The 19,908-nt window shown below is 69.5% G+C and carries 21 protein-coding genes; 10 read left to right on the top strand and 11 right to left on the bottom strand.

What is annotated here, in order from left to right:
- Positions 1–88 precede the first annotated feature (88 nt).
- The 3 genes from ACFXJL_RS02000 to ACFXJL_RS02010 form a co-directional block, all read right to left on the bottom strand.
- Positions 89–1,102, bottom strand: coding sequence for a MoxR family ATPase (locus ACFXJL_RS02000; protein ID WP_358876072.1), 1,014 nt, complete (start codon positions 1,100–1,102; stop codon positions 89–91).
- 127 nt (positions 1,103–1,229) lie between these two features.
- On the bottom strand, positions 1,230–3,254 hold the full coding sequence (locus ACFXJL_RS02005; RefSeq protein WP_384688453.1) for a trypsin-like peptidase domain-containing protein: 2,025 nt from the start codon (positions 3,252–3,254) through the stop codon (positions 1,230–1,232).
- Positions 3,233–3,841 (bottom strand): CU044_2847 family protein, encoded by a 609-nt coding sequence (locus ACFXJL_RS02010; protein ID WP_384688456.1) that lies wholly within the window; start codon positions 3,839–3,841, stop codon positions 3,233–3,235. The genes ACFXJL_RS02005 and ACFXJL_RS02010 overlap by 22 nt, the downstream gene beginning before the upstream one ends.
- 119 nt (positions 3,842–3,960) lie before the next feature.
- Here ACFXJL_RS02010 and ACFXJL_RS02015 point away from each other — a divergent pair, with 119 nt between their 5' ends.
- Complete coding sequence (locus ACFXJL_RS02015) at positions 3,961–4,143, top strand: DUF6104 family protein (RefSeq protein ID WP_329023220.1); 183 nt, start codon at positions 3,961–3,963, stop codon at positions 4,141–4,143.
- 254 nt (positions 4,144–4,397) lie between these two features.
- On the opposite strand, the gene ACFXJL_RS02020 is transcribed toward ACFXJL_RS02015, so the two are convergent.
- Positions 4,398–5,240, bottom strand: coding sequence for a hypothetical protein (locus tag ACFXJL_RS02020; RefSeq protein WP_384688459.1), 843 nt, complete (start codon positions 5,238–5,240; stop codon positions 4,398–4,400).
- Positions 5,241–5,391: 151 nt separating this feature from the next.
- Here ACFXJL_RS02020 and ACFXJL_RS02025 point away from each other — a divergent pair, with 151 nt between their 5' ends.
- Positions 5,392–6,300 carry a DUF4097 domain-containing protein gene (locus tag ACFXJL_RS02025; RefSeq protein WP_384640492.1) on the top strand — a complete coding sequence of 303 codons (909 nt, stop codon included), beginning with the start codon at positions 5,392–5,394 and terminating at the stop codon, positions 6,298–6,300.
- Position 6,301: 1 nt separating this feature from the next.
- Positions 6,302–7,240, top strand: coding sequence for a helix-turn-helix transcriptional regulator (locus ACFXJL_RS02030; RefSeq protein ID WP_384688463.1), 939 nt, complete (start codon positions 6,302–6,304; stop codon positions 7,238–7,240).
- Positions 7,241–7,379: 139 nt separating this feature from the next.
- On the opposite strand, the gene ACFXJL_RS02035 is transcribed toward ACFXJL_RS02030, so the two are convergent.
- Together ACFXJL_RS02035 and ACFXJL_RS02040 are read right to left on the bottom strand one after the other, a co-directional pair.
- The gene (locus ACFXJL_RS02035) at positions 7,380–8,345 is read right to left on the bottom strand and encodes a zinc-binding dehydrogenase (RefSeq protein WP_384688466.1); all 966 of its coding nucleotides are present in this window, start codon (positions 8,343–8,345) and stop codon (positions 7,380–7,382) included.
- Positions 8,346–8,911: 566 nt separating this feature from the next.
- On the bottom strand, positions 8,912–10,123 hold the full coding sequence (locus ACFXJL_RS02040; protein WP_358876079.1) for an NADP-dependent malic enzyme: 1,212 nt from the start codon (positions 10,121–10,123) through the stop codon (positions 8,912–8,914).
- A 528-nt stretch (positions 10,124–10,651) separates the two neighbouring features.
- On the opposite strand from ACFXJL_RS02040, the gene ACFXJL_RS02045 reads away from it, so the two are divergent.
- From ACFXJL_RS02045 to ACFXJL_RS02055, 3 genes are all read left to right on the top strand, one after another.
- Complete coding sequence (locus tag ACFXJL_RS02045) at positions 10,652–11,641, top strand: ABC transporter substrate-binding protein (RefSeq protein WP_384640486.1); 990 nt, start codon at positions 10,652–10,654, stop codon at positions 11,639–11,641.
- Positions 11,642–11,843: 202 nt separating this feature from the next.
- The gene (locus ACFXJL_RS02050; RefSeq protein WP_358876081.1) at positions 11,844–12,785 is read left to right on the top strand and encodes an amino acid ABC transporter permease; all 942 of its coding nucleotides are present in this window, start codon (positions 11,844–11,846) and stop codon (positions 12,783–12,785) included.
- Complete coding sequence (locus ACFXJL_RS02055) at positions 12,782–13,549, top strand: amino acid ABC transporter ATP-binding protein (RefSeq protein ID WP_358876082.1); 768 nt, start codon at positions 12,782–12,784, stop codon at positions 13,547–13,549. Before ACFXJL_RS02050 ends, ACFXJL_RS02055 begins: the two co-directional genes overlap by 4 nt.
- A 61-nt stretch (positions 13,550–13,610) precedes the next feature.
- On the opposite strand, the gene ACFXJL_RS02060 is transcribed toward ACFXJL_RS02055, so the two are convergent.
- From ACFXJL_RS02060 to ACFXJL_RS02070, 3 genes are all read right to left on the bottom strand, one after another.
- On the bottom strand, positions 13,611–14,357 hold the full coding sequence (locus tag ACFXJL_RS02060) for a hypothetical protein (RefSeq protein WP_384640482.1): 747 nt from the start codon (positions 14,355–14,357) through the stop codon (positions 13,611–13,613).
- Positions 14,354–14,848 (bottom strand): sigma-70 family RNA polymerase sigma factor, encoded by a 495-nt coding sequence (locus ACFXJL_RS02065; protein ID WP_358876084.1) that lies wholly within the window; start codon positions 14,846–14,848, stop codon positions 14,354–14,356. The genes ACFXJL_RS02060 and ACFXJL_RS02065 overlap by 4 nt, the downstream gene beginning before the upstream one ends.
- 133 nt (positions 14,849–14,981) lie before the next feature.
- Entirely contained in the window at positions 14,982–15,749 is a 768-nt protein-coding gene (locus ACFXJL_RS02070; RefSeq protein WP_384688472.1) for a class I SAM-dependent methyltransferase, read from the bottom strand.
- Positions 15,750–15,837: 88 nt separating this feature from the next.
- Between ACFXJL_RS02070 and ACFXJL_RS02075 the strand changes: the two genes are divergently transcribed.
- Positions 15,838–16,470, top strand: a complete 633-nt coding sequence (locus ACFXJL_RS02075; RefSeq protein WP_358876085.1) for a CGNR zinc finger domain-containing protein — start codon at positions 15,838–15,840, stop codon at positions 16,468–16,470.
- Here the strand turns inward: ACFXJL_RS02075 and sodX are convergent.
- Complete coding sequence (gene sodX / locus ACFXJL_RS02080) at positions 16,371–16,793, bottom strand: nickel-type superoxide dismutase maturation protease (RefSeq protein WP_384689120.1); 423 nt, start codon at positions 16,791–16,793, stop codon at positions 16,371–16,373. The two genes, ACFXJL_RS02075 and sodX, sit on opposite strands and share 100 nt — an antisense overlap.
- A gap of 151 nt (positions 16,794–16,944) precedes the next feature.
- Here sodX and sodN point away from each other — a divergent pair, with 151 nt between their 5' ends.
- The 3 genes from sodN (at position 16,945) to ACFXJL_RS02095 (ending at position 18,884) form a co-directional block, all read left to right on the top strand.
- Positions 16,945–17,340 (top strand): superoxide dismutase, Ni, encoded by a 396-nt coding sequence (gene sodN / locus ACFXJL_RS02085; protein ID WP_329023196.1) that lies wholly within the window; start codon positions 16,945–16,947, stop codon positions 17,338–17,340.
- 346 nt (positions 17,341–17,686) lie between these two features.
- The gene (locus ACFXJL_RS02090; protein ID WP_384688476.1) at positions 17,687–18,166 is read left to right on the top strand and encodes a hypothetical protein; all 480 of its coding nucleotides are present in this window, start codon (positions 17,687–17,689) and stop codon (positions 18,164–18,166) included.
- Positions 18,167–18,344: 178 nt separating this feature from the next.
- Positions 18,345–18,884, top strand: a complete 540-nt coding sequence (locus ACFXJL_RS02095) for an NUDIX hydrolase (protein WP_384688479.1) — start codon at positions 18,345–18,347, stop codon at positions 18,882–18,884.
- 3 nt (positions 18,885–18,887) lie between these two features.
- Here ACFXJL_RS02095 and ACFXJL_RS02100 read toward each other — a convergent pair whose 3' ends face one another.
- The gene (locus tag ACFXJL_RS02100) at positions 18,888–19,844 is read right to left on the bottom strand and encodes a LysR family transcriptional regulator (protein WP_358876088.1); all 957 of its coding nucleotides are present in this window, start codon (positions 19,842–19,844) and stop codon (positions 18,888–18,890) included.
- Positions 19,845–19,908 lie beyond the last annotated feature (64 nt).

The raw sequence follows: 19,908 nt of genomic DNA on the forward strand, positions 1-19,908 counted from the left end.
CGCGGGCGGGTCCGCGTCCACAGCCGGGGTGCCTCGGGGGTGGGGAGGTGGCCCGGGGTCCCGGGACCTTCGGGATGGGCCCATGGCGTCACCCGTGCCTGGTGTCGAGGGGCCGCATCAGGAGGTCGGCGATCTCCTCGCGGCGTCCGGGCTCCGTGCGCACCGTGTGCTGGGTGAGGTAGATGGCGTTCAGGAGCTGGTCGGTGGGGCGTAGTTCGCCGTCGCCGTCCTCGCTGGTGAAGTGGCCGATCAGATCGAGGTTGTGTTCGTCCGAGCCCGAGCCGAAGTGGGCCTGCACCATGGCGGCCAGTCGTTCGTCGCGCGGCGGGTCGAGATGGAGTCGGATGCAGCGGCGCAGCAAGGGGGCGGGGAAGTCCCGTTCGCCGTTGCTCGTCATCACCACCAGGGGGAAGGCGTGGCAGCGCACCCGTCCGCCGTGCACGGGCACGCGGCGGCCGTCGTCGGTGAGGACGCGGACCTCGTCGTGGCCGGGCCTGTCGGCGATCCGTTCCAGTTCGGGCAGGGCGAACTCGCCCTCCTCCACCACGTTGAGCAGGTCGTTGGGGAGGTCGATGTCGCTCTTGTCGAGTTCGTCGATGAGCAGGACGCGGGGCCGGATCGCGGGCAGGAGCGCGGTGCCGAGCGGCCCGAGTCTGATGTACCGCCCGATGTCGTCGCTGTGCGAGGGGTCGTGGCGTTCGGCGAGTTGGGCGTCGTGGAGGCGGCCGATGGCGTCGTAGGTGTAGAGGCCGTCCGTGAGTTCGGTGCGGCTGACGATGGGCCATTGGAGGACACGGCCGAGGCCGAGTTCATAGGCGATGGAGTGGGCGAGGGTGGACTTCCCCGAGCCGGGTTCGCCGGTGACCAGGAGGGGGCGGCGCAGATAGAGGGCGGCGTTGATCAGTTGAAGCGCTTCGGCGTCCTGCGCGGGCGGTGTCTCGATGCGGTTGCCCAGCCGTCGGAGCGAGGAGGCTTCGATGGGGGGTGCGGCATCCGGTAGCGGTTCGCCGCAGAAGGCGCGCCAGGGCGGGGGCGGGGGGAGCGAAGCAATGCGGTCGGGGTCGGGGGCTCCCGTGCCCCGGTAGATCAGCCAGTCGTCCATCGCTCGCTCCTTAACGGCGGCCCGGGGGCCGTGGCGGGCAACGCGGAATATGTACCCAGTGCCCCGCCGTCCCATGACAGGTCGCGGACGGCGGTTGGTGGCGAATTCGGCGACGAGCGCCCGCGGATCAGGGCGAGTCCAGCGGGTCGTCTTCGTCGGCGGGCAGCGGACGGCCGGGGTCGTCGTAGAGCATGGCCGCGCCCTCGGCCCAGTGCCTGCTGTTCCGCGAGCCGCTGATGTCGTCCCTGAGGCGCCGTAGGCGCTCGGGTAGTTCATGTGCGTCACCCGCCTGTGCCAGCAGGAGGGCGGCGCCGTCGTGGAAGCGGTCGCAGGTCTCGGTGCAGCCGTACTCGGGGTGACCGTCGGTGTGCCAGAGGGCGATGCCGTATCCCGCGGTCAGCGCCAGGCCGATCGCCCGTCGTCCGACACCGCTGCCCACCGGTCTGCACAGGACGGGTACCGCTGACGGCGCCAGGGCGTCGAAGTGCCGGGCCCGGGGCACCTGTCGCACCGGGGGCGTTCGGTGGGCCGTGGGTGTGCCGGCGTGCTCCAGTGCCTCCCAGCGCTGCCGCCACCGCTCGTCGGGATCTCCCCGTCGGGATATGTCGCGCAGCACCACGGTCCGCCGCACACCGACCTGCGCAGGATGGTGCAAGCGGGCCATTTCGGTGAGTTGCCAGCGGTGTACGGCGGTGTCGAAGCGGTCGGCGGGGAGGGCGACTTCCAGGGGTGCTGGGGCACCGGGCGCGTCCACGGTGGCGAAGATCTCCGCGAGCGGGGTGCGCAGCCGCTGGATCAACCGCTCGGGCGGTACGCCGTCGCCGTGCTGCTCCTCGTGGAGCGGTTCGTCGACGCCGTGGCCGTCGTCGACCCGGATGCGCCAGTAGAAGCGCGGGGCGCGGGCGTCGATGACGGGTTCCAGTTCGACCACGACGACGGCCCGGCCGTCCCCGACGCGGGGATAGCGGGCGACGACGGGCCGCTGACCGAGGGGGGCCGGAACATGGCGGAGTGCGGGCGGCAGCGTGGCCTGGGTGACGACGGTGTGGACGATGCGGGGCACCTCCTGGAGCCGTTGCACCACCCAGCCCACCAGGGCCGCCGGGTCACCGCCGCGCAGTCGCTCGTACTCGGCCACCAGTTGGAGGTAGTGCAGCGCGGCGATGGCGGCGACCGGCTGTCCGGCCTCGTACAGCAGTCCGTGCCCGTCCCGCCAGGTGTAGGGGGGCAGTTGCCCCGGTGGTGGGGGGATGTCGCCGCGGGCCTTCCTGGCGAGTGCGGCGACCGGTCTGATGCCGTCGGGGGCGGTCATGGCGGCGAGTTGGGAGAGGGCTTCGCGCCGGTCCTGGGGGCTCCACTGGTCACCGCCGGTGTGGATTCCGGAGCCGGGGAGTTGGTGTTGGCGCTCGATCCAGTTGTGCCCGGTGATCTTCGGGGACTGGCCGTGCCAGCGGTCGTGGTCGGCCATCAGTTGCTGGTAGCGGGCGCCGAACCGGCGCAGGGCGGTGGCCGCGATGGCCGTTCCGCCGTCCTTGCCGACGCGCCGCGACTTCAGCAGACCGACGACCGCTCCGGTGTGGGCGTCGAGGACGGGCGATCCGGAGCCGCCCTTGGGGAACTCCGCCTCGGGTCGAAACCGCAGACCGTGATCGTCGTCGAAGCCGTTGATCCGTACGGTCGCCTTCCAGCGGACGGCACGCCGGGAGCCCGGGTCGGCCGTGTCGGGGTGATAGCCCTGGACGACACCGCGACCGCCGGGGTAGTCGGTGCGGTCGGTCAGCCATACGCACTCGTGTTCCACCGCCGCGTCCAGCAGTCGTACGAGGGCCAGATCCTGTTCGACGGGCACCCGCACCTCGGGTCTGGCGGAGCCGTCGAGTAACCAGGCGTCTAGTCGGGCGGGCAGCGGCTCGCCACCGTTGACCTCGCTGCCGGCGACCCAGAAGACCCGGTCGAGGCCGCCCCTGAGATGGGGTGCGAGGACATGGGCGCAGGTGAGGAGCCGACCGGGGGCGACGAAGAACCCGGTGCCCCAGCATGCGCCGCCCTGCTCGTCCGAGGCGCGCAACTGGACGGTGGCGGCGCGGGCGAGGGCGTCGATGACGGGATCGGACCCGGACTCCGAGGCGTTCACGGGACCGTGGGGGGACATGGGGGGCTGATGGGATTGGTGGGGGCGGGCGGGTGTCGGGGCGGTGCCGGTACGGGATCGGACCGCTGGGGTGGTGCGTTCGGCGGCTGGGGCGGTACGGCGGGGGCCGGGACCGGTGTGCCCTGCCCGTCCGTGCCGGGCGAAGGCAAAGGAGACGGCGAAGGAGACGGGGACGGAGACGGGGACGGAGACGGAGACGGGCCGGGGGGCGCGTCAGGGTGGCCCGGCCCCGGAAGCCGTCCGTGGGGGTGACCGGGTTGCTGACCGTGGAGGTACCAGGTCAAGGAAACCTGGACCGATGCCTTGCTCTCCCCCGTGGCAAGGACGGCCAGCGCCGCTCCGGACTTGGCGGTCAGTTCGATCCCGAAGGTGACGCTCGCCTCGTCCGGGCCGGCGGCGGCTGCCGCCTGGAGGACCGAGTCACCGATGCCGGCTATCAGCTCCCGCAACTGTCGGACCCGGGCGACGGCCTGCTCCCCCACGCCCACGTCCTCCTCGTCCTCCCAGTACCCCCCTCCGGGAGCGGACAGCCGGGCGTGCACGACGGCTCCCCCGGGCAGTTCGATCTGTTGGATGCGTCCGTTCACGGGTCCCCGCTCCTCGGTGGGCCGGCCGGTCGCCACGGGTCCGCCGATCCGGCCTCCTGGGCCGTCGGCGATCGCCGTAGTCTGATGAGGTAGTCCCCCGTTAGCCCCAGGAGCATGTCTTGTACTTCACCGATCGCGGCATCGAGGAGCTGGAGAAGCGGCGCGGCCAGGAAGAGGTCACCTTCGAGTGGCTGGCCGAACAGTTGCGCACCTTCGTCGACCTCAACCCTGACTTCGAGGTGCCGGTGGAACGCCTGGCCACCTGGCTGGCACGACTGGATGACGACGACGAAGACGAGTGACCGGTGACGACGAGGCGCTGCGCGTGACTGGTGACGACTAAGAACGGCTAGGGACGGCTAGGGACGACGACGAACAGGGCGGTACGCGCGGCGGACGCGACCGGGCGCGCACCCCCCGGCGGCCTTCCGGTGGCCAGAAGTGCGCCGGCGTCGGCCCCCCCCGGGTCGCGGCGCTCACCGTTCGCACTGTTCCTGCTGTTCGTGCTGCTCCTGCTGTTTGCGCTGTTCCTGCTATTCGTGTGTCGCGCTTCCGGTCAGTCGTCTTGTTCTGCCGTTGTGCTGTCGTGGTGTCGCTCGCCGCCCGGCCCCCTTGCCAGTCCCACGCCCCCGTAGGCGATCAGAACCCCGCCGGCGACCACCCAACCGGCGCTGCGCCGACGCAGCCCCCACAGCGCGAGCGGCACCCCCGCACCCAGTTGCAGGGCCGCGAACACCCGGGCGGACGGCTGCCGGCGGGGGGTGCCCAGCCAGTGGTCCAGCCCGTCCTCGACGGCCTGGATCTCGGCGCGTACCGCACCGCGCCAGCCGGCCCACTGGACGGTCTGGGCACCGTGCGCCTGGGCAGTGGCCCGGAGCTGGCCGGCGGATTCACCCGGGGCGAGTCCGGGTGGCAGTTCGAGTCCGGCCCGGGAGAGCACGGCGATCAATCCGAGCAGCCGCGAGCGCGCGTCGGATTCGGGGTCGGGGCGGGTGAGTGGTTCGAGCGACTGGACGTCCAGTACGGGATCGAGGCCGAGGCGGGCAGCGAAGGTCCGCATCGCCTCGTCCTCACCGACAGCGGTGCCGTCCGCCAGCCACACATAACCGACCTGACGGCGAAATCCGGAGGCCAGGGTGGTTCCCGCACGCTCGCCGTCCCACCACAGGGCGACCACGGGTCCGCTGGTGCCGATCGCCATCGCGGAGGCCCAGCCGGCGAGGACCCGCTCCACGGACTCACCGCTGTCCCGCCAGGGCCTTCCTTCCGGTACGAGAACGCTCCAGCCCTCGCCGGCAGGGGCCAGCAGGAGCTGTTCGCGCAGCAGCTGCGCCGGGGGCCGCGCGGCGAAGGGTTCGGACCGGCACAGCAGCAGTGCACCGGTGGGTGTCGCGTTCATGCCTCTCACGCTAGGCCAGTTCGTCCGTTCATGACCCGGTACGCACCCCCAATGGCCGGACGAGCGGACCTTGACACCCGCCGATCGCGATATATCGTATCTAGCGGAAGACGCGATATGTTGCGTCACGGCCGATGGGGAGGTCAGCGTCATGGCGGTGTCGACGTGGGAGGTCAAGGAGCCGCAGAAGCTCGCCTTTGACGGGCCCGTGACCGCACTCAAGGTGCGGGTCGTCAATGGAGCGGTCAATGTCGTGGGGACGGACGGCGACTCGGCCCGGCTGGAGGTCACCCAGCTCGACGGACCCGCGCTGAAGGTGACCCAGGAGGGCTCCACCCTCACCATCGCCTACGAGGACCTGCCCTGGCACAACTGGCTCAAGTGGCTGGACCGCAAGGGCTGGCACCGTGACGCCGTCGTCTCCCTCGCGGTGCCGCTCGGCGCCACCGTGGAGGTCGGGGTGGTCGGCGCGGGAGCGGTGATCTCCGGCGTCCAGGGTGCGACGTCCGTCCGCAGCGTCCACGGCGACGCCACCCTCGTCCGGCTCGCGGGCGACGTCGTGGCCGAGACCGTGTCGGGCAATCTGGAGACCCAGGGCGTCACCGGCAGGCTGCGCTACCAGTCCGTATCGGGTCACCTGACCGTCATCGAAGGCGGCGCGGGCTCCCGGGTACGGGCCAACACGGTCAGCGGGGACATGCTGGTGGACCTCGCCGCGCACGACGACGGTACGGCGGTCCCGACCGACGTCAGCCTGACGACGGTCTCCGGTGAAGTGGCGATCAGGCTGCCGCACCCCGCTGACGCCCAGGTGGATGCCAACACGGCCAGCGGTGCGGTCTCCAACGCCTTCGAGGACCTCCGGGTCAGCGGGCAGTGGGGCGCCAAGAAGATCACCGGCACCTTGGGCTCGGGGACGGGCAAGCTCAAGGCGACCACCATGTCAGGCTCCATCGCCCTGCTCCGCAGGCCGTCCGAGGCATCCGAAGCCCCCGCGGACCCACCTCCCGCCGCGAGCGCGGATGACGCTGACCCCACCGACACCGGAAAGGTGTTCTGACATGCCTCCCGTTTTCGCCCACGGCCGACTGCGCCTGTACCTGCTGAAGCTCCTGGACGAATCGCCCCGCCACGGGTACGAGGTGATCCGCCTGCTGGAGGAGCGCTTCCACGGTCTGTACGCGCCGTCCGCGGGAACGGTCTACCCCCGGCTCGCCAAACTGGAGGCCGAAGGGCTCGTCACCCACGCCACCGAAGGGGGGCGCAAGGTCTACTCGCTCACCGAGGCGGGGCGGGCAGAACTGGCGGGGCGCAGCGGCGAACTGGCCGATCTGGAGTTGGAGATCCGGGAGTCCGTGTCCGAACTCGCCGCGGAGATCCGCGACGATGTGCGCGGCGCCGCGGGCAAGCTGCGCAGCGAGGTACGGGCCGCTACCTCCAGGGCGCGCACCTCGCACACCCAGGAGAAGGAGGAGTGGGCCAAGACCACCCACGAGTGGCAGGAGCAGGCCCGCCGCGCCCGGGAGGACGCCCAACGGGCCCGCCGTCAGGCCAAGGAGGCCCACGAGAAGGCGCGGGACGATGTGCAGCGCATCGCCAAGCAGGTGCAGGACCAGGTGCAGGACCACTTCGCCCGCGGGGACTGGCCTACGGGCCTGCGGGAGGGCCTGTCGGAACTGACCTCCCAGCTGAGCGGATTGGCGAGGAGTGCGGGGATGCCCTCCGCGCCGGAGGATGCACCGACACCGCCGCCTCCCCCCGCTCCCACTCCACCGCCCACGCCGCCGCGGCCGAGCTCTCTGGACGAGGAGTGGCCGAGGGACAACCCGTCCACGGGCGACCCGGCCCGGGACCTGGACCGGCTGTTGGACCGCTTCCGTGACGACATCCGCGATGCGGCCAAGGACCACGGTGTGACCGAGCCGCAATTGGCCACCGCCCGTCGACACTTGTCCGCGGCGGCGGCCCACATCGTGGCCGCGCTCATCCAGAAGAAGTAGTCCGCCCCCGGTCCGGGCCCGTTGTGGTCCATGGAGACCGGAGTGCCGCCTCGGGTGCCCGTCCGACGAGCGCCCGAGGTGGTGCGATCCGGGGTACGCCACCGACCGGGAGCCGGAACGGACGGTTCTCGGCCCGGGGTCAGGACGGCTTGAGCACCACCTTGCCGAAGACCTCGCCCGCCGCCATCCGTTCGAATCCCTCACGGGCCCGGTCCAACGGCAGCACGTCGTCGATCACCGGTCGTACCCCCGTCACGGCACAGAAGTTGAGCAGGGCCTGGAGCTCGTCCTTGGAACCCATCGTGGAGCCGACGACCTTCAGTTCCAGAAAGAAGATGCGGGTCAGCTCCGCGTGCGGGGGACGGTCCCCGCTGGTGGCTCCGGAGATCACCAGAGTGCCACCGGGCCGCAGGGACTTGACCGAATGCGACCAGGTGGCGGCCCCGACGGTCTCGATCACCGCATCCACGCGGCGCGGTAGCCGCGCCCCCGGTTCGAACGCCTCTTCGGCGCCGAGTTCACGAGCCCGTACCCTCTTGGCCTCGTCCCGGCTGGTGGCGTACATCCGCAGTCCCGCCGCCTTGCCGAGGACGATGGCCGCGGTGGCGACCCCACCGCCGGCGCCCTGGACGAGGACCGAATCCCCGGGACGCACCCCGGCGTTGGTGAACAGCATCCGATACGCGGTGAGCCAGGCCGTGGGCAGACAGGCAGCCTCTTCGAAGGAGAGCTCCTTCGGCTTGGGCAGCACATTCCAGGTGGGCACCGAGACCCGCTCGGCGAACGTGCCCGGATAGCGCTCGGTGAGGATGGAGCGGGGCTCGTCGGGTCCGACGCCGTGGCCGCTCTGACCGATGACGGAGTGGACCACCACCTCGCGCCCCTGCGGGTCGATCCCCGCGGCATCGCAGCCCAGGATCATCGGCAGCCGTTCCTCGGGCAGACCGACGCCGCGCAGGGACCAGAGGTCGTGGTGGTTGAGTGAGGCGGCTCTGACGGTGATCGTGGTCCAGCCGGGCCGGTCCTCCGGAGCGGGGACCTCACCGAGCTCCAGCCCGTCGAGGGGATGGTCGGGGTCGATGCGAGCGGCGTAGGCGGCGAACATGGCTCGACCCTAGGTCGGCAGGGTGGGTGGCGGAACCACGCAGGGGTGTGACACGCGCCGCCCCCGCGATCACGACGGGGTACGGGCGGCGCCGCTCTCGGAGCCGTTGCTGTGCCAACCAGGGTGGATCGCACACCGGACTCGGCGGTGGACCGCGTACCGGGCTCGGCGGCAGTGAACCGCGTACCGGGCTCGGCGGCAGTGAACCGCGGCGCTTCCCGGATGGCCGCGACCGTTCGGGCTATGCGAACCCGTGCGGGCGGCTCCGCGAAGGCGGTCCCGCACGGCTGGACCCCCGTCAGTGGCCCTGTGTCGGTGGACCCCCGTCAGTGATCCCGTGTCGGCGGTCGCGTATCGGCGGTCCCTGTCGGCGGTCGCGTATCGATGGTCCCTGTCGGTGGTCGCGTATCGATGGTCTCGGACAGCAGCCAGGGCCCCTCCCCCGAAGGGGTGGGGCCCTGAGGCTCGTTTCGCCGGGGCGGCAGGCTCCCGACCGTTACCTGAGTGGGTGCGCTGACCCGCAGGTCAGCGCCCGGCCACCCGGGGGCGGGCCAGCCCGCCCGGTGTCAACGTCGGGCCACGCCCTCCGCCCGGGCGGCAGCCGCGACCGCGGCCGTCACGGCCGGTGCGACGCGCTCGTCGAACGGTGAGGGGATCACATAGTCGGCGGCCAACTGGTCACCCACGACGTCGGCGAGCGCCGTCGCCGCGGCGATCTTCATTCCCTCGGTGATCCGCGACGCCCGCACCTGGAGCGCGCCCGCGAAGATCCCGGGGAAGGCCAGCACGTTGTTGATCTGGTTCGGGAAGTCGCTGCGTCCCGTCGCCACCACGGCCGCGTACCGGTGGGCCACGTCGGGGTGGACCTCCGGATTCGGGTTGGCCATGGCGAAGACGAACGCGCCGGGGGCCATGGACGCCACGGCCTCCTCGCGGATCGTGCCGCCGGAGACGCCGATGAAGACATCGGCTCCGGCGAGGGCCGACTCCAGCGATCCGCTGAGCCCCGCCCGGTTGGTGATCTCGGCCAGTTCGCGCTTCACCGGGTTGAGGTCATCCCGGTCCTTGCTGACGATCCCCTTGCGGTCGGCGACGGCCACATCGCCCAGCCCCGCTTCCAGGAGGAACTTGGCGATGGCGACACCGGCCGCGCCCGCACCGGAGATCACCGCACGCAGATCGCCGATGCCACGGCCGGTCAGCTTGGCGGCGTTCCGCAGTGCTGCGAGGGTCACCACCGCGGTGCCGTGCTGGTCGTCGTGGAAGACGGGGATGTCCAGCCGCTCCTGGAGCCTGCGCTCGATCTCGAAGCAGCGCGGCGCCGAGATGTCCTCCAGGTTCACCCCGCCGAAGGAGGGTGCGAGCCGGACCACGGTCTCGACGATCTCGTCGGTGTCCTTGGTGGCCAGCGCGATCGGCACGGCGTCGACGCCGCCGAACTGTTTGAAGAGGATCGCTTTGCCTTCCATCACCGGAAGGGACGCCTCGGGTCCGATGTCACCGAGGCCCAGCACCGCGGTCCCGTCCGTGACCACGGCGACGACCTGTGACTTCCAGGTGTAGTCGTGGACCAGTTCGGGCTGCTCCGCGATGGCGGAGCACACCTTGGCGACGCCGGGGGTGTATGCGAGGGAAAGGTCGTCCTTGTCCCGCACGGGAACGGTGGCCACAATGGCCATCTTCCCGCCGCGGTGAAGCGCGAAAGCCGGATCGAAGGGCTCCTCTGGAGCACTCTCCGTCGCGCTGTCGCTATGGGGGTTGACGATCTCCGCTGCCATGGGTTGACCCCTTATTTCTTCATCAGTTGAGGGTTTCCACTCCTGGTTGAGGAGGGGCGGGCACCGTGTCCGTGCCCCACGTCGACGGTTGGCCCGCCGGGCAGGGTGAATACGCACACGCGGGCGCGCCGCACACGCGCCCTGAGCCCCGGATGAGGGGTGTAATCGTCCTTCATACCGGACGGAGGCCCCCCAAGACGAGTCCATATCCCGATGGACGGCATGACTCATCGGCGGATATCACGACACGTCGATCTTGTGCCGTATGTCCTCTCCCTGGAGAAGCGCAAGCCGCAGATCTTCCGGCTGAAAGACGCCCCTTCCGTCAATGATTCGGCCCCGAGGGGCCGATCGACGGGAGGTCGGGGGTGTCCCGTTATGCGATTTTGACATGCGCGGCCCCCTGAATGGGCTAGTCCGAATGGCAAGATGCCGAAAACACACAAGGTCGGGACACTCGATGGTGAGTACCTGACCTGGATACGAACAAGAAATGGCAGCTTTCTGACACGCCGGAGGACCCCGCTCATGACCGCAAGCATCACGCGCAAGACGACCGCCCCGAAGACCCGGAAGACCCTCAACTCCCGGATCATCGCGGTAGGCGTTGTCGCGGTCGCCGGCTCCATGCTGCTGACCGCGTGCGGCGACCAGACCGACGGCAGCAGCAAGAAGACCACCGAGAGCACCGGTTCCAGCTCTCAGGGCGGAGCGCCGCTGCACGATCTGCTGCCCAAGGCGATCCAGGACCAGGGCAAGGTGAAGGTCGGTTCCGACATCGCCTACCCGCCGGTCGAGTTCAAGGACGACGCGGGCAAGACCGTGGGCATCGACCCGGACATCGCGGACGCCCTCGGCAAGCAGCTCGGAGTGGACTTCGAGTTCGAGAACGGCACCTTCGACACCTTGATCACGGGCCTGCGTTCCAAGCGGTACGACATCGCCATGTCGGCCATGACCGACACCAAGGACCGCCAGGACGGCGTCGACTCCGAGACCAAGAAGAAGGTCGGCGAGGGCGTCGACTTCGTCGACTACTTCACCGCGGGCGTCTCGATCTACACCAAGAAGGGCGACGACAAGGGCATCAAGTCCTGGGCCGACCTGTGCGGCAAGAAGATCGCCGTCCAGCGCGGCACGGTCTCCGAGGACCTGGCCAAGGCCGAGAGCACCAAGTGCGGCGCCAAGGGCAAGATCACCATCGAGGCGTTCGACAACGACCTGGAGGCCCAGACCCGGCTGCGCGCGGGTGGCGCCGACGCCGGCTCCTCCGACTTCCCGGTGGCCGCCTACGCCGTGAAGACCTCGGGCGGCGGCAACGACTTCCAGATCGTCGGCGAGCAGGTGGAGGCCGCCCCGTACGGCATCGCCATCGCCAAGGGCAACGACCAGCTGCGTGACGCCATCCAGAAGGCTCTGGAAGCGATCATCAAGAACGGCGAATACCAGAAGATCGTCGACAAGTGGGGCGTCGCCGCGGGCGCGGTGACCGAGGCCAAGGTCAACGGTGGTACCTGAGCCCAACGGGTAGGCATCCCCGGCCGGACCGACCCCCGGCCGGGGTCCCACCGGGCCCGTCACCGGGCGGTTCAGCACGACGCAGGTGAGAACGGGTACACACCTCCCGAGCGCCGCGCACCGTCCCGGGACTTCACCCCGGTGGAGTACAGGACCCCCGATCAGGCCATGTCCCGGCCGACTCGGCATTGAAAGGCTCGTTGTGACAGTCGACATCGAAAAGACGGGGCCGGACGACACACCGCCGCCACCAACCACCCCCCCGGAGGCCATCAAGGCCATCCCGGTCCGCCACTACGGCCGCTACATCACAGCGTTCATCGCGATCGCGCTCTTCGCGCTGATCGTCAACGCCTTCTCCCAGGGCAAGATCAACTGGGGTGCCATCCCCGACTACTTCTTCGACGACCGCATTCTGGACGGCGTCTGGAAGACCCTGGTCCTCACCTTCCTGTCGATGCTGATCGGCATCGTCGGAGGCATCCTGCTGGCGGTGATGCGCCTCTCCAAGAACCCGGTGACCTCCTCCATCGCCTGGTTCTACATCTGGTTCTTCCGCGGCACCCCGGTCCTGGTCCAGCTCTTCGTCTGGTTCAACCTGGGGCTCGTCTTCGAGACCATCAACCTCGGCTTCTACAAGGACGAGTGGTCCCAATTCATGACGCCGATGCTGACGGCGCTCCTGGGGCTGGGACTGAACGAGGCCGCGTACATGGCCGAGATCTGCCGTGCGGGTCTGCTCTCGGTCGACGAGGGGCAGACGGAGGCGTCACACGCGCTCGGCATGAGCCAGAGCAAGACGCTGCGCCGTGTCGTGATCCCCCAGGCGATGCGGGTCATCGTGCCGCCGACCGGCAATGAAGTCATCAATATGCTCAAGACGACCTCGTTGGTCGCCGCGGTCCAGTTCACGGAGTTGTTCCGGCAGGCGCAGAACATCGGCCAGTCCTCCGGCGCCCCGGTGGAGATGTACTTCCTGGCCGCCGCCTGGTACCTGGTGATGACATCGATCCTGAGCGTGGGCCAGTACTACCTGGAGCGGCACTACGCACGCGGCTCCAGCCGCAGCCTGCCACCCACCCCGTTCCAGAAGATCAAGTCGACCGTGTTCTCGGTGCGCCGTCCGAAGGGAGTCTCCGCATGAGCACGAACGCCATGGTCAAGGCGGAGGGCGTGCACAAGTCCTTCGGTCTGATCGAGGTCCTCAAGGGCATCGATCTGGAGGTCGCCCCCCGGGAGGTCTTCTGTCTGATCGGTCCCTCCGGATCCGGCAAGTCCACCTTCCTGCGCTGCATCAACCATCTGGAGAAGATCAACGCCGGCCGGCTCTACGTCGACGGCGAACTGGTCGGCTACCGCCAGAAGGGGGACAAGCTCTACGAGCTGAAGGACAGTGAGGTCGCCGTCAAGCGCCGGGACATCGGCATGGTCTTCCAGCGGTTCAACCTCTTCCCCCATATGACGGCCCTCGCGAACGTCATGGAGGCCCCGGTCCAGGTCAAGGGCGAGGCCCGCGCCGTGGCCCGCGCCCGGGCCGAGCAACTCCTCGACCGGGTGGGCCTCGCGGACAAGGCCATGAACTACCCGTCGCAGCTCTCGGGCGGTCAGCAACAGCGGGTGGCGATCGCCCGGGCGCTGGCGATGGAGCCGAAGCTGATGCTGTTCGACGAGCCGACGTCCGCGCTCGACCCCGAACTCGTGGGCGACGTACTGGATGTGATGCGCGGTCTGGCCGAGGACGGCATGACGATGGTCGTCGTCACCCATGAGATGGGCTTCGCCCGCGAGGTGGGGGACGCACTCGTCTTCATGGACGACGGCGTGGTGGTCGAGTCGGGACATCCGCGCGATGTGCTGACCAATCCGCAGCACGACCGGACGAAGTCCTTCCTGTCGAAGGTGCTCTGACGGTACGCCAGGGGGTGGTGCGGGCCGAGTTCCCCGCACCACCTCCTTCGCGTGCCGGGGGCTACCTCTCCTCGGGCAGGAACTCGACGCGGAGCATCAGCTCGCGGAACTCGAAGCGGGTCAGGGATGCGAGTTCCGCCTTGTCCGAGATCCCTTCGGTGATGGTGAGTACGGAGCCGTCCTTCAACTTGAGGACTCCGGAGTACCCGCCGTGGAATCCCCGCCACGCCATGAAGGGTTCCCGCCTCTCACTCCAGATCCCCAGGTCTCCGCTCCCGGGCACCTCTTCCACCTCGCAGGGCCCCGTGGCGGCAGATTCGCAGGGCCCTTGGGAGACCATCTCGCGCATGCGGTCGCTCTTCACCAGATCGTCTTCGTGGAAGACCTCGATGTAGAGGTATCCGCTGGGAATCAGGACGCGCCCGTCGAAGGGCCCGATCACATCCTCGGGGGTCTGGTGGCGACGGTCGTAGAGGCTGTCCGTCTGGCGGAGGAGCCCGCCTTGGCCCAACCGTTTGGGCAGCATCAAGGTGAGCGCCTTCAACCGCTGGATCTCATTGATCGGCGCCGGGAAGGCCGCCGCCGGCAGCTTTCGGCCTGCGGCAAAGGAGTGCTGTGGCTCGCGCCATGCGTCAAACACCGGACCCACGAACGTCGCCAGTACCAGAACGGCCACCAGCGCCCCGCTCGCCACCGCCATGCGTCGGCTCCGGATGTGGGCGGCCCGGACATGGACGTCCTCGCTGGTGACTGCGCAGCGTCCGGCACCGGCCGCCGCCCGCTCCAGCAGGTCCTTGATGTCGTTCATACGAGTTCCTCCCGCACCTCGGCCCGCAGCGCGGCGAGTCCGCGGGCCGCATGGCTCTTCACCGTGTTCTCCCGCATGTCGAGCAGCTCCGCGGTGGCCGAGACCGTCAGGTCCTCCCAGTAGCGCAGCACGACCACGGCGCGCTGCCGTGGTGTGAGCCGCGCCAGGGCCTCCCGGACCAGCAGCCCCGTCTCCCTGTCGGCCTCCGGGACCCGGGCCTGGTCGGGAATCTCCGCATACGCGTACTCCCGCCGCCAAAACCGCCGCCGGGAGGCGATGAAGGTGTTGATCAGGGTCTTGCGCGCGTACGCCTCGATGTTGTCCAGGCGCAGATGCCGCCGTCCCCCGAGGACGACCTTGACGAGGGTCGTCTGTACGAGGTCATCGGCCTCGTCCCGGTCGCCGCAGAGCAGATAGGCGCTGCGAAAGAGAGCCGAGCGCCTCCCCTCCACGAATGCGTGCAGCGCGGCGTCTTCTTCGGCCCGCCCCATCGCCACCCCTCCCCCGGACCCGCTAGGCGCGGGCCGTCCACCCCTTCAGTGCGGTGGCCGGCGGAAGGGTTGCACCTACTGCCGGAGCTGGACGGAACATGGCCGGGAACCGTCGAAGACGAATGCAGGAACGTCACTTCAAAGCGAGAACCAGGCAGTCCGACGGGGACGACCAGACCGTGCGCGCTTCACCGAACCCGGCCGCTCGGAGGGTTTCGACGTGCCAGTGGGCGGAGGGCGTCTCACCATCGGCATGCTCGCCGTAGATCGCGAAGCGCTCGGCCACCGGCCCGGAGAGCACGGGGTCCCGGCCCGCCAGCGCCCACCACTCGGACCAGTCGACAGCACCCGCAGCCTTGGCCCGGTCCATCCGGGCGTGCCGGTGGGCACTCTCGGCCGCGTTGATCCGCGGGGTGGAGCTGTCGATCATGCGATCCGCGTTGAGGAAGACCCCGCCGTCCCGCACCAGCTGGGCGAGTTGTCCGTACAGCGCGGCCAGCGGCCCCAACCGAAGCCAGTGCAGGGCTGTCGCGGTCAGCACGGCGTCGTACGTGTCGTGGGGCAGCTTCGCGGGCCACTCGGGATCGGTGAGGTCGGCGGTGATCAGGGTGATGCGGTCGTCCCCGGCGAAGTGCCCCCGCCCGATCGTCAGCAGCGCCGGGTCGAGGTCAACACCGGTACTGGTCGCTTCGGGCATCCGCGCGAGGAGGCGGTCACTGATGGTGCCGGTGCCACAGGCGAGGTCCAGCACCCGCGGCGCGGATCCCACGGTCGCCTCGACCATGTCCAACATGACCTGGAACCGCTCCTCGCGATCGGGCATGTACCACTCTTGTTGGCGGTCCCAGCTCCGTTGCCACCCATTCCAGTCCGCGCTGCGGGGCATGTGCGCCTCTCCCATGAAAGCCTCCCACTCGTAATACCCTGTAACCAGTAACATCCATTACTTCGACAGCCCGACTCTAGACCGCCCCCGGTAAGGACTACAAGTGGAACTAGCCCATTACTCGGACTTCGCCGTGCGACTGGTCAACACCGAGGAGCCGGCCCGCGGCAAGGACTCCCTCACCTCGGTCGAGGTGATCCGGGAGCTCTTCGGGGCGTCCGCACAGGCCGCCCGGCGCGCGACGGATGCCGATGTGACGCGCTTCCGCTCGGTGCGCGGCCGGCTGCGGGCGGTCTTCACCGCGGCCGACGAGGGCGATGAGACCCAAGCCGTCGACCTGCTGAACTCACTGCTGCTGGAGTTCCCCGTCAGCCCGCAGATCTCAGGGCACGACTTCCGGGATGACGACGGCCGCCCGAAGTGGCATATGCACCTCGCCGAGCACCCCTCCAACGCCACCGCCGGCTATGCGGCGATCGCGGCCATGGGACTTGCCGTCCATCTGACGGAGTACGGGGTGGACCGGCTGGGGCTGTGCGAGGCAGCGCCCTGCCGCAACGCCTATCTGGACACCTCGACCAACCGCTCCCGCCGCTACTGCTCGGACCGCTGCGCCACCCGCGCCAACGTCGCCGCCTACCGCGCCCGCAAGCGCCTGGAGAGCACCGACCGGCTGCACAGCACGGGACGTACGGCCGTCAGCGCCCAGGAGACCAGCCCCAGCGCCGACCGCTGACCCTCGGCGCGCGGCCGGTAGCGACCCCGCACCCGCCCCAGGAGCAGTTCGGGCGGGACGGCTCCGAACACCCTGCTGTCCCCTTCGGCACTCGGGTTGTCCCCGAGCACCCACCAGCCGCCCGCCCGCCGCTCGGCGAGCCGTTTCACGATCAGGAGGTCCTGTTGGAGGGGATGGCGCAGCACGGCAACATCGCCGGGTCTGACCTGCGCACCGTAGTGGACCAGTAGCTGATCGCCGGGCTTGAGCGTCGGATACATGGACGGTCCCGACACCTCGGCCACACCGAACGGCGCATTCTGCGCCCGGCCCAGCTCCGACATCCGGCCACCTCCGAGTACCAGGGTAAGTTCCGCCACCGGTCGCATACTGACCCCGGACTTTCGTCCTAAGCCCTAGGGGGCACTCGCGAAATCGACTCTCTCACGGAGTAATGTCCCACCTGAGAAGACGATCACGAGGAAGGACTGCACCATGCTCTCCCGCCTGTTTGCCCCCAAGGTGAAGGTCAGCGCGCACTGCGATCTGCCCTGCGGTGTCTACGACCCGGCCCAGGCCAGGATCGAGGCCGAATCGGTCAAGGCAGTCCAGGAGAAGTTCCAGGCCAACGAGGACGCGCACTTCCGGGCCCGCGCAACGGTCATCAAGGAGCAGCGCGCGGAGCTCGCCAAGCACCACGTTTCGGTGCTCTGGAGCGACTACTTCAAGCCCCCGCACTTTGAGAAGTACCCCGAGCTCCACCAGCTGATCAACGACACCCTGAAGGCGCTGTCGGCCGCCAAGGCGTCGACGGACCCCGCGACGGGTCAGAAGGCGCTGGACTACATCGCCCAGATCGACAAGATCTTCTGGGAGACCAAGCAAGCCTGACGCGTGCGTCTGCCTCGCACGGCGTCATTGCAGGTCGAAAGGGCCCCACCGCGCGCAGCGGTGGGGCCCTTGACGTAGGTGCGGACCGTCCGGGAATGCACCGGGAGCCGGCGGGGCGGTGTCCGTCCCGGGTCGGGCCGGAGTCCGCACGACCGATCCACGGCATCGGTGGGCCCTCGTCGCACCGGAGGCACGGACAGCCGGGCGATCCGCGTCGATATGGCCGCCGGCGGGCCGTGGACCGACGGCGGATTCCCGGCGAGTGGCCGTACCGCTGTCGTACTGTCGTGCTCACCCGCGGGGAGAGGTACCCCGGTTCAGGGCGGGTGACGTGAAGGTGGCCTCAGTGAACAAGTTCAAGCGTCCCGCGAGGAACGACAAGCCGAGCAACGAGGTCATCACGTACCGGCCGAGTCGGGTGCAGATCGCGGTGCCGGCCACGGTGGGCATCCTGATGGCGTCCCTGCTGCTGTACGTGGGACTGCTCTTCACCGATGACCCGATGCCCGTGAGTCAGCTCAGGAACGGTGTGCTGATGGCCGCGATAGCGGGCGCCGCGTGCTGTGTCATACCCCGGCCCCGAGGCGTGCAGGCCACGGCGTCCGCGCTGGTCGTGGCGCGCGGATCGCGGGGGAAGATCCCGTGGGGGGACGTCGCTGAGATCCAGGTGGGGCGGACGATCTGGGGTCGGCGTCTGGTGGTGGTGCGGAAGAACGGCAACCAGTTCGCCCTCTCGTCCCCGATGTCCATGCTGGACAAGCGGTTCGACGAGAAGGCCGCCGAGTTGCTGGCGTACTGGGAGTCCCGCCGCAAGCGCAAGCGTTGACGCCCGGACGCTCCGCGCCGCGCGTCAGCCTGGTCATCGGCTGGTTGCCTCCGAAGCCCGTAGGCCGCACGGGTGATGGATTGCCATGCATGCCCCCTGATGGGCGTAGACAGGAGCCCGGCAGACCAGATCAGCGCCCGGTGCGGTACGGGGCGCTGGGGGCGAAGGAGTTGAGCTGATGCGGTGGACCGTCCATGGGGAACGGCAGATCTACAAGAACCCGTGGGTCAATCTGTGGCTCGCGGACGTCCAACAGCCGGACGGCCTCCGTCTTGAGCACCATGTCGTGCGGATGCGTCACCTCGCGGTCGCGGCCGTACTGGACGAGCGGGCCCGGGTGTTGATGATGTGGCGGCACCGGTTCATCACGGACACCTGGGGTTGGGAGCTCCCGATGGGGCTGATCGAGCCGGGCGAGACCCCCGAGCAGACGGCGGCACGGGAGGTCGAGGAGGAGACCGGCTGGCGGGTCGGGGCGATGAAACCCCTGGTCTACGCCCAGCCCGCGAACGGCATCACGGACTCTGAGCACCATGTGTTCCGGGCCGACGGCGCACACTACGCCGGCCCACCGACCGAGATGAACGAGTCGGACCGCATCGAGTGGATCGAGTTGACGCAGATCCGGGCGATGATCGACCGCCGAGAAGTGGTCAGTGGCGGCAGCCTGGTGGGGCTGCTCTATCTGCTGCTGGACGAGGCCACCTCGGGGCGCTGACGGTCAGGCTGCCGGGGTGATCAGCGGGCTCTTGTGCCGGCGCAGCCACTGACGGTAGACCGCGGCCCGGGTCGCCGCCTCCCGATAGGCGGACTCCAGGTCCGTGTACACCTCGTCGTACGGCTCCTGGGGGCCGGGCGGGGTGCACAGCAGCAGCCGGACGGCGAGGGGATCGCCGAGCAGGGGTCGTACGGCCATGTCGTTCCGCCCGCCCGAGGTCGGCTGGCAGGGGGCGACCGCCTCGCCGACCGCGATCAGCGAGGCGGCCGTGTGGTAGTCGCCGTGCAGGACCGGTGGATTGAGTCCCGCTGCGGCCAACACCCTCCGCAGACCATCCCATTCGCCGTCGACGGTCGGATCGACGATCCATCGGTCTTCGGCCAGATCCCTCAGCTCCACGACGGGGGCGGCGGCGGCCGGATGGTCGCGTGACATGGAGACGAACTGTGGCTCGCGCTCCATCAGCACCCGACGGAAGACGCCGTCGGGGACCAGCAGCGGGCAGCCCTCGACCTCATGGACGAACGCCACGTCGAGTTGCCCGGACGAGACCATCCTGAGCAGGGCGTTCGCCGAGACGTCCACATGCAGCGAGATATCGGTGTCGGGCAGTCTGCGCCGCAGTCGGCCGAGCCAGCCTGGCAGCGCGCTGCTGGCGGTCGAACCGACGCGCAGCCGGGCGCCCTGCGCTCGGGCAGCGGCGGCCTTGGCCTCCACCACGAGGGCTGCCATTTCGGCCACCAACGGTCTGGCTCGGGTCAGTACGGCCCGGCCCAGGGGCGTCGGTCGACAACCGGACCGCTCGCGTGAGAACAGTTCGGCGCCGAGGGAGTTCTCGATCCGTCGCAACTGGGTCGTCAGGGACGGTTGGCTGACCCCGAGTCGGCGTGCCGCCTTGTGCAGGCTGCCGGTCTCCGCGATGGCGCACAAGGCGCGCAGGTGCCTCACCTCTAGCTCCATGACCCGAGAGTAGGGCGACGCCAACGACCGCACCAGAGACACAGTTCGGGCACAGCGGACGGAC

The sequence above is a fragment of the Streptomyces sp. NPDC059256 genome, assembly GCF_042753785.1.
GTDB lineage: Bacteria > Actinomycetota > Actinomycetes > Streptomycetales > Streptomycetaceae > Streptomyces.